This is a genomic window from Rubrivirga sp. (genome assembly GCF_965213695.1).
Classification (GTDB): domain Bacteria; phylum Bacteroidota; class Rhodothermia; order Rhodothermales; family Rubricoccaceae; genus Rubrivirga.
In genome coordinates, this window is sequence record NZ_OZ243912.1 from 601,249 (window position 1) to 616,713 (window position 15,465).

Consider the following 15,465-nt stretch of genomic DNA (forward strand, 5'->3'; position numbering starts at 1 on the left):
CCGCCCCTCGGGGAGGGCCCTCGACCTCCGCCTAGACCCTACGGACGGGCCGATCTAACCCCCCCGGTCTCCGCCTTCGACGAATCGTCATCGGCGCCGACGAGGGGCCCGTCCGGGTGGAGCGCGCGGAGGTCGGGGTCGGCACGGAGGCGCGCGAGGGCCTTCGAGTAGTACGTCCGGGTCGTGGCGAGCGGGTGGCCGGTCGCCTGGGCGACGTCCTGGTAGGACCGGCCCTCGAGCAGCCGCATCCGGGCGACCTCCGAGATGGCCGGCGGCAGGGCGCCGATGGCCCGGACGATGAGCCGGCGGACCAGGACGCGGTCGAGCCCGTCGGCCTCCGAAGCGGCGACCGGCACGAGGTGGTCGTCCATCTCGACCGTCGGCCGCCGGCGGGCCCGGTACGACAGGAGCACGTTCCGGCACACGACGCTGACGAACTGGGGGAACCGCTCGGGGTCACGGACGGACTCCATCGAGCGGAACGTCCGTCGGCAGGCCCGCTCGATGACGCCGTCGAGGTCGCTCGGGCCCCCGGTCCGCTCCCGGGCGAACTTGCCGTAGAAGTACCACACGACGTAGCAGTAGGCCCAGAGCTGGGCCGTCTGGCGGTCGGCCTCCGCGCCGGTCCGCCGCCACGTCACGAACGTGTCGCGGGCGGCGTCGAAGTCGTCGACGCCGAAGGGGAGGTGGCGCGCGAGCGCGTCGAGCCGGGCGGAGCGATCGAAGGGCACGGAGCCGGTAACCATCGGTCGGGCAGAAAGATAGAGCGGCCCCAGAGGACCGGGGAAGAATCCTTGAACCCGGCCGATTCGGGCCTCCGAAGGCCCTCCCCGCGTTGACCGCCCGGGGGGGCGGGGTCTAGCTTGGACCCTTCGATTGCGCCCGGTCCGCCCCGAAGGGCTCGCGGACTGCTGGCGCGCCGGTCGCGGTGCGGTCGGGACGGCGGCGCTCGGCGCCGGTCCCTTGTCCGCCCGCTTTTTTGTCCGCCGGCGACGCCGCCCTGGGCCCCAGACCCTCCCCCTTTATGAACACGACCTCGTTCAAGACCTACAGCGCCAAGCCCGGCGACGTCGAGCAGGCCTGGCACGTGGTAGACGCCGAGAACGTCGTCGTCGGCCGGTTGGCCGCCCGCGTCGCGACCATCTTGCGCGGCAAGCACAAGCCGGAGTACACGCCCCACATGGACGTCGGCGACTACGTCGTCATCGTGAACGCGGACAAGGTCCGGTTCACGGGCAAGAAAGAGACCGACAAGCAGTACTACCGGCACTCGGGCTACCCCGGCGGCATCCGCTCGCGGACGCCGAAGGAGGTCCGCGCGACGCACCCCGAGCGGATCCTGGAGAGCGCCATCAAGGGGATGCTCCCGCGGACGAAGCTCGGCCGCGACCTCTACCGCAAGCTCCACGTCTACGCCGGCCCGGACCACCCGCACGCGGCCCAGCAGCCCCAGCCGCTCGACATTTAATGCGGTACCGGGTACACGGTACGAGGTACGTCCCTCTCCGCTGCCCTCGTACCCCGTACCTCGCACCCCGTACCTGATCTTATGGCAACCCAGTACCAGGCCGTCGGCCGCCGCAAGACGTCGGTCGCCCGCGTCTACCTCCGCCCCGGCGCCGGCAACGTCGTCGTCAACAAGCGGCCGCTCGCGGAGTACCTCCCGACGGCGATCCGCCAGGCCTCGGCCACGGCCCCACTCGACCTGACCGAGCTCCGCGGCCAGTTCGACGTGCTCGTCAACGCCAAGGGCGGCGGGCTCACGGGCCAGGCCGAGGCCATCCAGCTCGGCATCGCCCGGGCCCTCGTCGAGTTCAACGACGACCTCCGCAAGCCGCTCCGCGACGCGGGCTACCTCACGCGCGACCCCCGGATGGTCGAGCGGAAGAAGCCGGGCCAGCCCAAGGCCCGCAAGAAGTTCCAGTTCTCGAAGCGCTAAGGCGCCCAGGTTGAGCGGGTTCGGCAGGTTGAGCGAGTTCAGCGGGTTGTCTCCACGACGAACCTGCTCAACCTGCGAAACCCGCCCCACCCGCTGAACCTCCATCTCACCCCCCGCCCGAGCCGCTGGCGGGTGCCCGACCTCAGACGTCGGGTCGCCAGCGGTACCGACGGCAGGGCCAGGCACAACCTCCGGCCTCCGGGCCACACCCAGACCACGACATGGCACGCGCCTCGATCGAAGACCTCCTCCGCGCCGGCGCCCACTTTGGGCACCTGACCAGCCGGTGGAACCCGAAGATGGCCCCGTACATCTTCATGCAGCGGAACGGGATCCACATCCTGGACCTCAAGCAGACCCAGGCCCTCCTGGACCAGGCCGCCGACGCCGCCGCCCGGTTCGCCTCGAAGGGCCGCAAGATCCTGTTCATCGGGACGAAGAAGCAGGCCCAGAACGTCGTCCGTGAGCAGGCCGAGCGGGCCGGGATGCCGTTCGTCGTCGACCGCTGGCAGGGCGGCATGATGACCAACTTCGCCACCATCCGCGGCAGCTTGCGCCGGATGGAGACGTTGCGCCGCGAGGAGGCCGACGGGACCACGGCCAAACTCAAGAAGAAGGAGCGGCTCATGCGGTCCCGCGAGCTCGAGAAGCTCGACCGCGTGCTCGGCGGCATCTCGGACATGGGCAAGCTGCCCGGCGCCGTCTTCGTCGTCGACGTCAAGCGCGAGCACATCGCCGTCGACGAGGCCCGCAAGCTCAACATCCCCATCATCGCGCTCGTCGACTCGAACGTCGACCCGGACTTGGTCGACTTCCCGATCCCGGCCAACGACGACGCGATGAAGTCAGTGGCCCTCTTTACCGAGGCCATCGCCGACGCCATCGTCGAGGGCCAGAAGGCCGGCGCCATCGAGCGCGACCAGGCCGTCGCCGAGGCCCAGAGCCGCGCGGCCGACGAGGTCAAGGCGGACGGCGAGGAGGCCGCCGCCGAGGAGGCCGAGCCGGTGACCACCATGGCCGACGCCGAGGCCGAGGCCAAGACGCAGGCCGCCATCGACAAGACGGCGTAGCGGGCCTTCCGCTCGAGACGAGGCGCCCCGCTCGCGCCGTGTTGCGTGTTTCGTATTGCGTGAACGTCCACAGAGGCCACGCAACACGGAACACGCAACGCTCATTCTCAGAGGGCCTCCCGCCCCATCCCGAACCCCCACGAAACGACATGGCAATCAAGGCACAGGACGTCAAGGAGCTCCGCGAGGCCACCGGCGTCGGCATGATGGACTGCAAGAAGGCGCTCGTCGAGGCCGACGGCGACTTCGACAAGGCCGTCGAGATCCTGCGGACGAAGGGCCAGAAGGTGGCCGCCCAGCGGTCCGACCGCGACGCCTCCGAGGGCGCCATCGTGACGGCCACTGCCGCCGATGGCTCGGCCGGCGTCATTGCCGAGGTCAACTCGGAGACCGACTTCGTCGCCCGGAACCAGGACTTCGTCGACTTCGCCCAGTCCGTCGCCGACGCCCTCCTCGCGGCCCGGCCCGCCTCGGTCGACGCGGCCAAGGCGTCCGTCCAGGTCGACGGCCAGCCGCTCGGCGACGCGCTCACCCAGATGACGGGCAAGATCGGCGAGAAGATCGACGTCCGCCGGTTCGAGGTCGTCGAGGCCGCCGCCGGCGGGACCGTCGTCGACTACATCCACCCGGGCTCGAAGCTGGGCGTGCTCGTCGAGATGACGGGCGACGGCGACCTAGCCGAGGCCGGCCGCGACGTGGCGATGCAGGCCGCGGCCATGAACCCGGTCGCCGCGACGCGCGCCGACGTGCCCCAAGACGTCCAGGACAAGGAGCTCGAGATCGGCCGGGAGCAGGCCCGTGCCGAGGGCAAGCCCGATGCCATCCTCGACAAGATCGCCGAGGGCAAGCTGGGGCGGTACTTCAAGGACAACGTGCTCGTCGAGCAGCCCTTCGTGAAGGACTCGTCGCAGACGGTCGCCCAGATGCTCAAGGGCCAGGGCGCCGACTTGCGGCGGTTCGTCCGGTTCGCGCTCGGCGGCTGATCGGTGGTGGGCAGAGGGCGAGGAGCTCGGACCCTCCCCGTCCGACCCACCAAACGGAGGCCCGCCCGACGCCGTGTCGGGCGGGCCTCGCCTCTTTCGGCCGGGTGCTGGCCTCGCTGGGGCGGCGCCGGAGCGGCGACGAACCGGACGCCGCGCGGCGGTGTACCATCGTCGTGGCCTCCGCCCCCGCGATGACCGACCCCGCCGACGCCCTGCTCGACTCGCCCGCACTCCCGCGCATCGTGGAGCGCCTTCAGCGTACCCTCTCCGACGAGGCCGAACGGCGAGCCCTGTTCCGGGAGGATCTCGACCCCGATCTCAAGGCCGAGTTCATCAACGGCGAGATCGTTATGCACTCCCCCGCTCGCGACCAGCACACCGCCACCGTCGGACGCATCATGCGCATCCTGGGCACGCACGTCCAGATCCGCGCGCTTGGCGTCGTCCGCTTCGAGAAGGCCCTCGTGGCGCTGACGCGCAACGACTACGAGCCCGACGTGTGTTTTTTCGGCGAGTCGAAGGCCGCGCAGATCGAGCGCCAGACGCTGGAGTATCCCGCTCCGGACCTAGTAGTGGAAGTGCTCTCCGACAGCACGGAGCACCGCGACCGAGGCGTCAAGTTCGAGGACTACGCGGCGCACGGCGTCTCGGAGTACTGGATCGTGGACCCCGAGGCGGAGGTCGTGGAGCAGTACGCGCTGGAGGGCGAGCGCTACGCACTGCGGATGAAGTCAGGGACGGGCCGGCTGGCGTCGCTCGCCGCCGAGGGCTTCGACGTGCCCGTCCGCGCCCTCTTCGACGACGACGAGAACCTGGCGACGCTCCGCGCGATCCTCGCCTGAGCCGCGAGCCCGCCCCGCCCGGCACCAAGACGGAGAGGCCCGGCGTCGGCCCAGCGGCTGCGTCGCGTCCGATCCGAGGCGCTGCGCGCGAGGTAGGCGACGTCCACGCCACCGGCTCCGACGGATTACGCCCCGTCGATGAGCCGCTGGAGCACGTCGCCCAAGTGCTCGCGGACGACGGCCTCGTCGCCGCCCAGCGTCGACGTCCCGATCACGTCGCGGGTCAGCGTGAACCCGAACAGGACCGCGACGACGAGCCCGGCCCGCTCCCGAGCGTCGGGCCCGCCGAGCCACTCCGCGAGGGGCGACGCGACCTGCTCGGCGAGCGCGGCCCGGAGGACGCCGCCCGCCTCGGCATGAGGCGCCGAGTGGAGGAGCACCAGCGTCGGGTCGAACCCCGACCGGCGGGGGCGGACGAGGTAGCGCGCGAGCCGGTCGCCGAGCGTGCCCCGGTCGCCCACCAGCAGGTCGCCGATGGTGAAGCTGTCGCCGACGACCTCGGCGAACAGGCCCATCTTCGACCCGAAATACCGGTTGATGAGCGCCGCGTTGACGCCGGCCTCGCCCGCGATCTCGCGGACGCCGACCTGGCCGTAGCCGGCCCGCGAGAACTGGCGGCGGGCGGCGGCCAGCAGCCGGGCGCGCGTCGCGGCGCGGTCGCCGGTGACGGGGGGCTTGGAACGGGCGGCCATGCAGGGGGGGTGGGGGGCGCTAGGTAAACCGCTGCCGACCTCCGGTTCCCGGCGCGCCGTTCCGGCCCCGTTGTCGGTCCCCGCCGGGCCGGCGTACCTTCGGGACCGCTCTCGCCGCCCCGTCTTATGGCCCCCGACGACCCGTCGTCCCCCGCGCCCTCGCGTGGGGACGGCCTCCGCTACCGCCGCGTCCTGCTCAAGCTGAGCGGCGAGGCCCTGCTCGGCGACAAGGCGTTCGGGATCGACCACGGCGTCCTGGGCCAGTACGCCGCCGACGTCAAGGAGGCCGTGGACCAAGGCGCCCAGGTGGCGCTCGTCATCGGCGGGGGCAACATCTTCCGGGGCGTCTCGCCGCAGGGGGCCAAGATGTCGAGCCGCGCCCACGCCGACTACATGGGGATGCTGGCGACGATGATCAACGGGATGGCGCTCCAGGACGCGCTCGAGGCCGTCGGTCTCCACACCCGGCTGGTCTCGGCCATCGACATGAACGAGATCGCCGAGCCGTTTATCCGGCGCCGCGCGATCCGCCACCTCGAGAAGGGCCGCGTCGTCGTGTTCGGCGCCGGGACGGGCCACCCGTACTTCTCGACCGACACCGCCGCCGCGCTCCGCGCCGCCGAGGTCGACGCCGAGGTCATCTTGAAGGGCACTCGCGTCGACGGCGTGTTCACGTCCGACCCCGAGACGGACGCCTCGGCCCAGCGCTACCGCACCATCTACGGGGCCGAGGTGATCCAGCGCGACCTCCAGGTGATGGACCTCACGGCCGTCACGCTCGCCAAGGAGAGCGGCTTGCCGCTCATCGTGTTCAACATGAACCGGCCCGGCACCTTCGCCCGCGTCCTGCGGGGCGAGCCCGTCGGGACGACCGTCCACTGGGACGCCCAGGCCGAACCGCTCGTCTTGGCCTGACCCCGCACCTCCCGCTCAGACTCACCCCCCATGATCGACCCGCAGCTCCAGGAGGCCCTCGACGAGGCCGAGATGGACATGGACGCCGCCCTCGACCACCTCGTCCACGAGCTCAACACCATCCGCGCCGGCCGGGCCAACCCCCAGATGCTCGACAGCGTCCGCGTCGAGGCCTACGGCACGACGATGCCGCTCAACCAGGTGGCCAACACGGCCGCGCCCCAGGCCGACCTCATCACGGTCACCCCGTTCGACAAGGGGACCATCGGGGCCATCGAGCGCGGCATCACGAACGCCAACCTGGGCCTGAACCCGACCAACAACGGCGCCCAGATCCTGCTCTCGATCCCGCCGCTGACCGAAGAGCGCCGCCGCGAGCTCGCCAAGAGCGCCCGGGCCAAGGGCGAGGAGGCCAAGATCTCGATCCGCAACGCGCGCCGGTCGGCCAAGGACACGATCAAGAAGACGTCGACCGCCGAGTCGCTCTCCGAAGACATGCAGTACGAGGCCGAGCAATCGCTCCAGGAGATGACCGACCGCTACGTCGGCCGCGTCGACAAGACGCTCGACGCGAAGGAGAAGGACATCATGACGGTGTAGGGCCTCGCGCGTGGGGCCTCGTCTTCGGCGTTCCTTTGGATCCGTCCCGGGCCCGAGCGTGTAGATTTCCGTCCCCGGAGAGGTGCCCGAGTGGCTGAAGGGGCACGCCTGGAAAGCGTGTGTGCGGGCAACCGTACCGAGGGTTCGAATCCCTCTCTCTCCGCTTCCGCCCCGCCGGTGTCCGTCACTGGCGGGGCGATTCCGTGTCCCGGGTCGGCGGGAGGCGAGGGGCGGGGGGGAGAGGGCCGCGGACAGCGTGGACGCCGACCGTCCACAGGATCGCGGTGCCGGCGCGGACGGTCCCGCTGACGGTCCCCGTGATCTTGGACCGCCCGACGCGGCGGCGGTAGGCGACGGGCACCTCGGCCGTCCGGAGCCCGGCGCGGGCGGCGCGGACCTGCATCTCGACCGTCCACCCGAACGTCTCGTCGCGCATCCCGAGCCGCGCCAGCGCGTCCCAACGGACGGCGCGGAACGGGCCGAGGTCGGTGAACCGGACGCCCCACCGGGCCCGGACGAGCGCGACGGCCAGGGCGTTGCCCCACCGCGCTTGTGGCAGCAGCGCGCCCGGCTCGACGCGCCCGGCGCGTTGGCCCAGCACGCGGCTCCCGATCACGAGGTCGGCTTGGCCACGCTCGATGGGCGCCAGGATCGCGGCGAGGTCGGCGGGGTCGTCGCTCCGGTCGGCGTCGACGAAGGCGACCACGTCGGGCGGGCGGCGGGCGACCTCGGCGAGGCCGGCGAGGCAGGCCCGGCCGTAGCCGGCGCGCGGCTCCGAGACGACCGTCGCCCCGGCGGCACGGGCCCGCTCGGCCGTCCCGTCGCGCGAGCCGTTGTCGGCCACCACGACCTCGGCCACCCGCCCCGTCGCCAGAATCTCGCGGACGACCGTGCCGACCGACGCCTCTTCGTCGCGAGCGGGGATCACGACGGAGACCGTCATCCGCGCCCGTCGACGAAGCCGACGCGCGTCAGGCTCTCGACGGGGAACGGGATCGCCAGCGAGACCGGCACGGCCCACCCGACGCCGCCGACGCCGTCGGCGACCGGGCTCGGTTCGGCGCTCACCACGACGCCCTCGAACCGGGTCTCGGTCAGGACCGGGTCGCCAGAGGCACTGCCGAAGAGGAGCGTCGTGGCCTGGACCTTGGCGGCGTCGAGGAAGACGAGGAACGCCGACCCGCCACTCCCTTCCTGCGGCGCGACCGTCGTCGCGAACGACACGTCCCCCGTCCCGTCGGGGCGCCGGACACGGTAGCGGACGGCGGGGCCGACCAGCCGCCCGCCTAGGTCCGCGAGGTCGAGGCGGGCGGCGGTCGATGCGGCGACGGGGCTGGCGGAGACGGCCGGCGCGGGCAGGCGCACGGTCGCCGTCGAGCGCGCGCCGTCGTCGCGGACCACGTCGACCCGGTGGACCTCGCCGGGCGCGACGGCGAGGGTGGCCACGAACACGAGCGCGCGGACGCCGTCGGCCAGCGTCACGGCCGAGTCGCGCCACGCGGTCGTCCGGCCGGACGTCAGCTCGGTCGAGGAGACGGTCACGCCCGGCCGGTCGGGCACCTCGAACACGCTCGACGTGAGGTCCTGGACCCGGAGGACCTGCCGGTCGGTCCGCCCGTCGAGCGTGCCGAACACGGCGAACGCCCGGCCGTCGTCGACGCGGGGCTCGAAGGCGTCGTCGCAGGCGCCGGCCACGAGCGCGAGCGCGAGCAGGACGGCGGCGCGGGTCACTCGACCTCGACACGCAGGCCGAGCGTCGGGAGGAGCGGGAGCTGGTCGACGCGGTCGGCGCGCAGGGCGTCGTAGTAGAACACGTTGGCCCGGTCGGTGGCGTTGAGCACGGCCGCCTGCACGACGGCGCGGGCGCCCGGGATCCGGACGGCCCACTCGGCCGACACGTCGAGCCGGGCGTAGGGCGGCGTCCGAGCGCCGTACGCTTGGGGGGCGAGCAGGACCGTCGGTGCGCCCTGGGCCGCCTCGGCCGGCACGCCCCGGCCGAGCTCGTCGGTCAGGTCGAGGAAGGCCCCGGCCACCTGGGTGTACGGCCGGCCCGACGTGAGCTGGACGGCGACCGCCAGCGCGAACGGGCCCCGCTCGACGCGGCCGTCGACGGCCAGCCGGTGCGGGCGGTGGAACGGCGGCCGGTACGTCCGGGTGGCGTCGCGGTACGTCAGCGCCTGGGCGCCGTAGCGGGCGTCCACGCGGAGGCCCGGGCGCCGCAGGCCCGCCGTCACCTCGACGCCGTAGGCGTCGCCGTTCGTCGAGAGGAGCCGGCCGTCGAGCAGGATCGTCTGGCCCGAGAGCGCCTTCGCGTAGCCCTCGACCCCGAGCCGGACCGGCCCGACGGGGCCCTCCCACCCCGCGAGCCCGTGGACGGCCGTCGGCACGGGGAGCCCGGGCTGGGTCGTCGTCCAGGCCGTGAACACGTCGCCGACGTCGCGCTGGTCCTGGAGCCCGACGATCTCCTGGCGGTAGACGCCGGCCGCGGCCCGGAGCACGTGGCGCCCGACGGCCCACGAGACCAACACGCGCGGCTCGACCGACGCCGTCCGCGCCTGGGCCGGGAACGTCTGGACCCGGAGGCCCGGCTCGACCCGGACGCCCCCGCCGAGCGCCAAGTCGGCGTCGACAAAGACCGACCCCTCGCTCGTGTTCTGGCGCGTCGCGGCGCCGGGCCGGAAGGCGTAGCGGAACAGGTACGACGACGCTTGGATCCCCGTCCGGATCGTGTGGGGCCCGACGTAGTAGACGTAGCCGAACCGGCCGCCGAACGTCTGGGCCTCGGCCTCCCGGCGCGGCGCCCCGACCGGCTCGAACGTGGTCGTGAACCGGGAGGCGTAGGCGCTCACGTCGATGGCCGCCGCGAACGCCGACGAGATCGAGAAGAACCGGCCGCCGGCCGCCTCCGTCCGCGTCGTGATCCGGTTGCCGTTGACCCCGAGGTCGCCGTCGTCGGCCGAGACGAGCGCCGTCCCCTGGAGCGTCGACGTCGCGTCGAGCCGGGCGTGGACCTTCCCGAAGGCGTCCGAGAACCGGTACGGCAGGTCGATCCCCAACGCCTCGCCCGACCGCTCGACGACCGACTGCCGCACCGACGCCAGCAGCGACACGTCGCCGGGGACAATCGGGAGCTCGAGCTCGGCCCCGACCAGGACCGGCGACGCCGTCGCGGCCCCGCCGACCCGCCGCTTGTGGCCCGTCCGGCCCGTCACGTCGACGACCGACGCGATCCGCCCGCCGAACCGGGCCGGCCAGCCGCCGGTGTAGACGTCGGCCGAGCGGACGACGCCGGCCGGCAACGCGCTGTAGCCGCCCAGCAGGTGGAACGGCTGGAACAGCGGGATCCCGTCGATCAGGACCAGGTTCTGGGTCGGCGTCCCGCCCCGGACCGAGAGCTGACCGCCCCGGTCACCGACGGTCGAGACGCCGGGCTGGGCGAGCAGGCCGGCGGCCAGGTCGCCGCCGGGGTCGGCCGTGGGGAGCGCGGCGAGGTCGGCCGGGCGGAGCCGCGCGAGTCCGGCCTCCCGCACCGTCTCGGCCGGCGCCGCCTCGACGTCGACGCCGCCCAGGGCCGCCGTGACCGGGGCCAGGGCGACGGCCAGGTCCCGGCGCTCGCCCTCCGCCAGCGCCAGCGTGTCGGACGACGCGGCGTAGCCGACGGCCGAGACGCGGACGAGGTACCGGCCCGGCGCGAGCCCCCGGAACACGAACTGCCCCTCGGTCCCCGCCGCCTGTCCCCTCACGGTCCCCGCCGTGTCGACGAGCGCGACCGTCGCCCCGACGATCGGCCCGGCCGTCTCGGCGTCCGCGACGACGCCGAACAGGTCGGCCTGGGCCCGGGCGGTGGGCCCGGCCACCAGCACCAGGGCGACGAAGAGGAGGCGGGTCACGGGCCGAGAGTTTACGGGAGCCGCCGACCGGCGGGAGGGCACGACGCGCACTCCACGCCGAGGTGACGCCGGGGACCCGGGCGGCGGCCCGACGGGTACCCCACGCTTCACGGTTCGGCCCATGCGTTTCGTCCTCGCGCTCTTCCTGCTCGCTCCGGTGGCCGCCGCCCAGCCCGGGTCGGCGTTGGAACGGACACGGGCGCGCCTGGCCGCGGGCGACTCCAGTGGGGCCCACGCGCTCGCCCGCGACGTCCTCCGCTCCGACCCCGACGCGCCCGACGCGGTCGCCCTGAACCGCCTCCGCCTGCGGCTCGAGCTGGCCGGGTTCGGCGTCCGGAGGCTGCCCCGGCCGATCCGCCAGCAGCAGATCGCCGACGGGGCCCGCCGGCTGCTGCGGCTCGCGCCGACCGACACGCTCGCTCTCCGGGTCCTGGTCGACGACGCCGTGTGGACCGTCCTCCAGTGGCACGACCGCGTCCGCTTCGGGGACGTGTCGTCGCCCTACGGCGACTTCGTGAGCCCAGCCGAGATCGCCGCCCGGATGTCGACCTCGCGGTTCGACGTGGACGACCGGGCGGCGATGGGGCCGCCGCTGGAGCGGAACGGACGCGCGCGCGACGCGAGCCGGGAGGCCATCGAGTGGCTGGCGGCCTGGCGCTCCGTCGACCCCACGTCCGCTCCGGCGGCGGCGGCCCAAGCCACGCTCGCCGCGCTCGCCCAGGACTGGGCCGGCCTCGGGGCGGTCGCCGAGCGGTTCGCGCCCACGGGCGACCCCCGGGCCGACCTGTGGGCCGGCCTCGCCCACTACCGCCTGGGCGACGCTGAGGCCGCCGGGGTTGCCTTCGACCGAGCGCTCCCGCGGCTGGCGCCCGGCGCTCGCGCCCGGTTCGAGGACGTCCGCCCGCTGCTGCCGCTCGACCGCCGCGACGCCTACGACGCCGACCCCGAGGGCGTCGCCGCCGCGTTCTGGGCCGAGGCCGACCCGCGCCTGCTCACCGAGCGCTCCGAGCGCCGCGTCGAGCACCGCGCCCGCGTTGTCGAGGCCGATCTGCTGTTCGGGCGGAGCGCGGGGAGTCTGTGGGAGGCGCCCGGCCTCGGGGCCGAGACGGAGCAGGGCGCCCTGTGGGTCCGCTACGGCCGGCCTCGCCGCGCGCTGTCATTCTCGCCCGGCGAGTTCGGCGTGGCCGCCTACGGCGACGACAACTTCCGCGTGTGGGACTTCGAGGACTTCCAGTTCGTCTTCGACGACCCCGAGCGCGACGGCGTCTTCCGCACCTACAGCCCGCCGGCTCGGGCCTTCGCCGGCCCCGGCACCTCGGCCCGCAACGACGACTTCGTGATGCGCGACCGCGAGATGCAGCGGACCGACCCGCAGCGGACGCAGGACCTCCCGACGCTCGACCTGCCGGCGCTCGTCTCGCGGTTCCGAGCGCCCGGCGGCGGGACCGAGGTCGTCGTCGCGTGGGGCGTCCCCGTCGACAGCCTCCGGGCGCCGGTGCGGACGGGCGCCTTCGCCCTCGCTGACGGCCGCGTGGTTGACCGCGAGGTGCAGGAGCGCCGCCAGCTCGCGCCGGGCCGCGTGGTGCGGGCGGGCGGAGGGCCGGTCTGGGCCGAGGCCGCCCAGCTCCACCTGCCGAGCGACGGTGCGATCCGGGTCGAGGTCGAGTCGGACGAGGGCACCGCGCGCGGTGCCGCCGCCGAGCCGGTCGCCTTGTTACCCGGCGGGTTCGGCGTGAGCGACCTGCTGCTGGCGACGAGTGTGGACGACGAGGGCCGGGGGCCGGTCGTGCGCGACGGGCTCGGCATCGTCCCCGCCCCGCGCGCCGCGTTCGCCACGACCGATCCCGTCTACGTCGTCCTCGAAGTGTACGGGCTGGGGCTGGAGGACGGGCGGACGCGCACGACGGTCGAGGCCACGCTGCGGCCGCAAGCCCGGCGCGGCGGCCTGCTCGGGCGGATCTTCGGGCGCGGCCAGGGCCCCGGCGTCTCGGTCCGCACCGAGGCCAGCGGCGACCGCCCCGACGAGCTCGTCTCGTTCTTCGTCGACGTCCGCGACCAGGACCCCGGCCGCTACACGCTCATCGTGACCGTCGCCGACGCGACGACAGGGTCCACGGCCTCGGCCGAGCGGGCGGTGGTGCTGGAGTGAGTTCGGGGTTCAGAGTTCAGGGTTCGGGTGCCCAGAGGCCGGGGCCGGTCCGCTGAGCCTGCCAGACGACAAACCCTGAACCACTCCGCCCTCGCGGCCGATGCCCTCCGCGCGTCCCGTCATCCCCCTCTCGGCCGTGGCCTCAGCCGCCGCCAGCCGAGGGCGCCCCAGAGCCCGAAGCCGTAGGCGACGAGCCACCCGTACCGCTCCGCCGTCCAGGCCACGTCGGGCGGGTCGAGGCCGAGCCGGGCGCCGAACTGGACCCACGCCGCCAGGCCCATCGCGAGCACGAGCGCGCCGCCCGAGACGGCCACCATCAGCCCCGCCGTCCGGTCCTCGAACGAGCCGGCACGGACAACGCCCAGCCCGCCGACGCCCGCCGCCGACAGCGTCAGCAGGGCCGCCCCGAGCGACGCGACGGCCAGGCTGCCTGACGGCCAAGCTCTCCACGCGACGCCGAGGGCGATCATCAAAGACCCGACGACGAGGCCGGCGACCAGGACCGCGTGCGGACGCCGCCAGCCGTCCGGGAGCGTCCGCCCCAGGAGCCCGGCCCAGACGAGCGCGAACGCGCCCGCGTAGTGGACGTGCACCGTCGCCAGGAGCACGGCGAGGGGCGAGGCCCCGACGTCGACGCCGGACCGCGCCAGGACCAGACACAGCGCTCCGCCCGGCAGGATCGACCACCCCACGGCGACGGCGAGCTCGGTCGCGTCGAGCGTGCCGGCCCTCCGCCGGCCGACGGCTTCCGCGAGGGCCCACGCCGCCAGCGCGAGCGTCGGCACGACCCACAGCGCGGCGAGCCCGGCCGCCAGCGGCCCGGCCGGGACCACGAAGGCCGCCGCGGCGCCGAGCGCGCCCGGCATCAGCAGCCACGACGCGGCGGTCAGCATCCGCGTCGGGGCGGCGAACGACGCCGGGGCGCTGGCGGTCAGGAGCAGCGGGACGAGGGCGAGCGGGGCCAGCAGGACCAGGTGCGCCGCCTCCTCGGCCGGGCCGGGCTCGGTCGCGAGTGGGACGAACAGCAACGCGAGCCACACGAGCATCCCGGCGAACGCGATCCGGGCGAGGCGGCGGGTGAGGGCAGGCACGGACGAGCGGTGGGACGGCCGAAGGGTACGCCGACGGACGGGGCACGCGCACCCCCAGCCCGGCCGTTGACGACGCTCCAGAAACCGACCGGTACGGCCTCCGTACGCCGCCCTCCCCCCGGACTCGCCATGCGCCTGCCCCTCGTCCTCTTCGTCGCCCTCGTCGGCTGCCAGCAGCCGGCCCTCTCCCAGCAGACCGACGGCCCGATCACCGTCGAGGCCCCGCTCGCCCAAGGCGCCGGCGCGCTCGAACGGCTCGACGGCGAGATCGGGACGAGCCGCCGGACGGCCATCACACGCGCGGTCGAGGCGGCCAGCCCGGCCGTCGTGTCGGTCAACGTGATCGAGGTCCGGAACTACGTCCGCCGGGCGACCCCCATCGAGGAGTTCTTCTACGGCCGGCGGATCCCGGACCGCGTGTTCCAGCAGGAGGTCCAGGCCATCGGCTCCGGCTTCGTCATCTCCGACGACGGCTACATCGTGACGAACGACCACGTGGCCGGGGCGGCGACCAAGATCACGATCGCGTTCCCCGACGGGAGCCAGATGCCGGCGACGCTGGTGGGGAGCGATCCCGAGACCGACATCGCCCTCCTCAAGGTCGAGCCCGAGCGGCCGCTCCCGTACCTCGCCTTCGAGGAGCAGGGCGACGCCGTCGTCGGCGAGTGGGCCATCGCGCTGGGCAACCCGTTCGGCCTGTTCGAGGCCGCCGAGCCGACGGTGACGGTCGGCGTGGTGAGCGCGGTCGGCCGCGACTTCCCGGCCCAGCAGGGGCGGATCTTCCGCGACATGATCCAGACCGACGCGGCCATCAACAGCGGGAACTCGGGCGGCCCGCTCGTCAACGCGCTCGGCCGGGTCATCGGGGTCAACACGGTGATCTACTCTCGGTCGGGCGGGTCGGTCGGGCTGGGGTTCTCGGTCCCGGCGTGGCGCGTGCGCCAGGTGGTCGCCGAGCTCCGCGAGAGCGGGGCCGTCGACCGGTCGTTCTACACGGGCCTGAGCATCCGGCCGGTGAGCCCGCGGCTGGCGCAGCAGCTCGGGCTGGGCCAGGCCCGCGGGCTCGTCGTGACGTCGATCGAGTCGGACAGCCCGGCCGAGCGGGCGGGTCTCTTGCCTCGTGACGTGATCGTGTCGATCCAGGACGAGGCCGTCACCTCGAACGAGGACGTCCGCGACCGGCTGGTCGACAGCCGGGCCGGCGACGCCGTCCGCCTGGGCGTCGTCCGCCGGGGCCAGACGCTCACCGTCGACCTGACGCTGGGGGAGGCCCGATGACGGAGAACGTGGGGCA

General features: G+C 73.9%; 15 protein-coding genes and 1 tRNA gene. 10 read left to right on the forward strand and 6 right to left on the reverse strand.

Features of this window, described 5'->3' with window-relative positions; genetic code table 11:
* Positions 1-38: 38 nt before the first annotated feature.
* Positions 39-731 (reverse strand): RNA polymerase sigma factor, encoded by a 693-nt coding sequence (locus ACOOHE_RS02665; protein WP_420456256.1) that lies wholly within the window; start codon positions 729-731, stop codon positions 39-41.
* Between the two features lie 293 nt (positions 732-1,024).
* On the opposite strand from ACOOHE_RS02665, the gene rplM reads away from it, so the two are divergent.
* The 5 genes from rplM to ACOOHE_RS02690 all read left to right on the forward strand — a co-directional run bounded on the left by rplM (position 1,025) and on the right by ACOOHE_RS02690 (position 4,834).
* Positions 1,025-1,468: a 50S ribosomal protein L13 gene (rplM, locus tag ACOOHE_RS02670; protein ID WP_420456257.1), complete on the forward strand. Its 444-nt coding sequence runs from the start codon at positions 1,025-1,027 to the stop codon at positions 1,466-1,468.
* Positions 1,469-1,549: 81 nt separating this feature from the next.
* Entirely contained in the window at positions 1,550-1,939 is a 390-nt protein-coding gene (gene rpsI, locus ACOOHE_RS02675) for a 30S ribosomal protein S9 (RefSeq protein WP_420456258.1), read from the forward strand.
* 221 nt (positions 1,940-2,160) lie between these two features.
* Entirely contained in the window at positions 2,161-3,009 is an 849-nt protein-coding gene (gene rpsB, locus ACOOHE_RS02680; RefSeq protein ID WP_420456259.1) for a 30S ribosomal protein S2, read from the forward strand.
* 149 nt (positions 3,010-3,158) lie between these two features.
* Positions 3,159-3,992, forward strand: a complete 834-nt coding sequence (gene tsf / locus ACOOHE_RS02685; protein WP_420456260.1) for a translation elongation factor Ts — start codon at positions 3,159-3,161, stop codon at positions 3,990-3,992.
* A gap of 191 nt (positions 3,993-4,183) precedes the next feature.
* Positions 4,184-4,834 carry a Uma2 family endonuclease gene (locus ACOOHE_RS02690; RefSeq protein WP_420456261.1) on the forward strand — a complete coding sequence of 217 codons (651 nt, stop codon included), beginning with the start codon at positions 4,184-4,186 and terminating at the stop codon, positions 4,832-4,834.
* A gap of 125 nt (positions 4,835-4,959) precedes the next feature.
* Here the strand turns inward: ACOOHE_RS02690 and ACOOHE_RS02695 are convergent, their stop codons facing one another.
* Complete coding sequence (locus ACOOHE_RS02695) at positions 4,960-5,526, reverse strand: TetR family transcriptional regulator (protein ID WP_420456262.1); 567 nt, start codon at positions 5,524-5,526, stop codon at positions 4,960-4,962.
* A 126-nt stretch (positions 5,527-5,652) separates the two neighbouring features.
* Here ACOOHE_RS02695 and pyrH point away from each other — a divergent pair, with 126 nt between their 5' ends.
* From pyrH to ACOOHE_RS02710, 3 genes are all read left to right on the forward strand, one after another.
* On the forward strand, positions 5,653-6,441 hold the full coding sequence (pyrH, locus tag ACOOHE_RS02700) for a UMP kinase (RefSeq protein ID WP_420456263.1): 789 nt from the start codon (positions 5,653-5,655) through the stop codon (positions 6,439-6,441).
* A gap of 30 nt (positions 6,442-6,471) precedes the next feature.
* Positions 6,472-7,041, forward strand: coding sequence for a ribosome recycling factor (gene frr / locus ACOOHE_RS02705; protein WP_420456264.1), 570 nt, complete (start codon positions 6,472-6,474; stop codon positions 7,039-7,041).
* Between the two features lie 76 nt (positions 7,042-7,117).
* A tRNA-Ser gene (locus tag ACOOHE_RS02710) sits at positions 7,118-7,204 on the forward strand.
* Positions 7,205-7,225: 21 nt separating this feature from the next.
* On the opposite strand, the gene ACOOHE_RS02715 is transcribed toward ACOOHE_RS02710, so the two are convergent.
* Genes ACOOHE_RS02715 through ACOOHE_RS02725 form a run of 3 tightly spaced genes read right to left on the reverse strand, consistent with a single transcriptional unit; the run spans position 7,226 to position 10,931 of the window.
* Complete coding sequence (locus ACOOHE_RS02715) at positions 7,226-7,984, reverse strand: glycosyltransferase family 2 protein (protein ID WP_420456265.1); 759 nt, start codon at positions 7,982-7,984, stop codon at positions 7,226-7,228.
* Positions 7,981-8,772 carry a hypothetical protein gene (locus ACOOHE_RS02720; RefSeq protein WP_420456266.1) on the reverse strand — a complete coding sequence of 264 codons (792 nt, stop codon included), beginning with the start codon at positions 8,770-8,772 and terminating at the stop codon, positions 7,981-7,983. Before ACOOHE_RS02720 ends, ACOOHE_RS02715 begins: the two co-directional genes overlap by 4 nt.
* Positions 8,769-10,931 carry a TonB-dependent receptor gene (locus ACOOHE_RS02725; protein ID WP_420456267.1) on the reverse strand — a complete coding sequence of 721 codons (2,163 nt, stop codon included), beginning with the start codon at positions 10,929-10,931 and terminating at the stop codon, positions 8,769-8,771. The genes ACOOHE_RS02720 and ACOOHE_RS02725 overlap by 4 nt, the downstream gene beginning before the upstream one ends.
* Before the next feature lie 121 nt (positions 10,932-11,052).
* Between ACOOHE_RS02725 and ACOOHE_RS02730 the strand changes: the two genes are divergently transcribed.
* Positions 11,053-13,080, forward strand: a complete 2,028-nt coding sequence (locus tag ACOOHE_RS02730; protein WP_420456268.1) for a hypothetical protein — start codon at positions 11,053-11,055, stop codon at positions 13,078-13,080.
* Between the two features lie 119 nt (positions 13,081-13,199).
* Here ACOOHE_RS02730 and ACOOHE_RS02735 read toward each other — a convergent pair whose 3' ends face one another.
* Positions 13,200-14,171, reverse strand: coding sequence for a YndJ family transporter (locus tag ACOOHE_RS02735; RefSeq protein ID WP_420456269.1), 972 nt, complete (start codon positions 14,169-14,171; stop codon positions 13,200-13,202).
* A 129-nt stretch (positions 14,172-14,300) separates the two neighbouring features.
* On the opposite strand from ACOOHE_RS02735, the gene ACOOHE_RS02740 reads away from it, so the two are divergent.
* Complete coding sequence (locus ACOOHE_RS02740; protein WP_420456270.1) at positions 14,301-15,449, forward strand: S1C family serine protease; 1,149 nt, start codon at positions 14,301-14,303, stop codon at positions 15,447-15,449.
* Positions 15,450-15,465: the final 16 nt, after the last annotated feature.

Bases quoted from the DNA above. Each gene is read 5' to 3' on its own strand.
- tsf (WP_420456260.1), top strand. From the start codon at position 3,159: ATGGCAATCAAGGCACAGGACGTCAAGGAGCTCCGCGAGGCCACCGGC.
- rpsB (WP_420456259.1), top strand. From the start codon at position 2,161: ATGGCACGCGCCTCGATCGAAGACCTCCTCCGCGCCGGCGCCCACTTT.
- pyrH (WP_420456263.1), top strand. From the start codon at position 5,653: ATGGCCCCCGACGACCCGTCGTCCCCCGCGCCCTCGCGTGGGGACGGC.
- frr (WP_420456264.1), top strand. From the start codon at position 6,472: ATGATCGACCCGCAGCTCCAGGAGGCCCTCGACGAGGCCGAGATGGAC.
- ACOOHE_RS02695 (WP_420456262.1), bottom strand. From the start codon at position 5,526: ATGGCCGCCCGTTCCAAGCCCCCCGTCACCGGCGACCGCGCCGCGACG.
- ACOOHE_RS02730 (WP_420456268.1), top strand. From the start codon at position 11,053: ATGCGTTTCGTCCTCGCGCTCTTCCTGCTCGCTCCGGTGGCCGCCGCC.
- ACOOHE_RS02740 (WP_420456270.1), top strand. From the start codon at position 14,301: ATGCGCCTGCCCCTCGTCCTCTTCGTCGCCCTCGTCGGCTGCCAGCAG.
- rplM (WP_420456257.1), top strand. From the start codon at position 1,025: ATGAACACGACCTCGTTCAAGACCTACAGCGCCAAGCCCGGCGACGTC.
- rpsI (WP_420456258.1), top strand. From the start codon at position 1,550: ATGGCAACCCAGTACCAGGCCGTCGGCCGCCGCAAGACGTCGGTCGCC.
- ACOOHE_RS02715 (WP_420456265.1), bottom strand. From the start codon at position 7,984: ATGACGGTCTCCGTCGTGATCCCCGCTCGCGACGAAGAGGCGTCGGTC.
- ACOOHE_RS02690 (WP_420456261.1), top strand. From the start codon at position 4,184: ATGACCGACCCCGCCGACGCCCTGCTCGACTCGCCCGCACTCCCGCGC.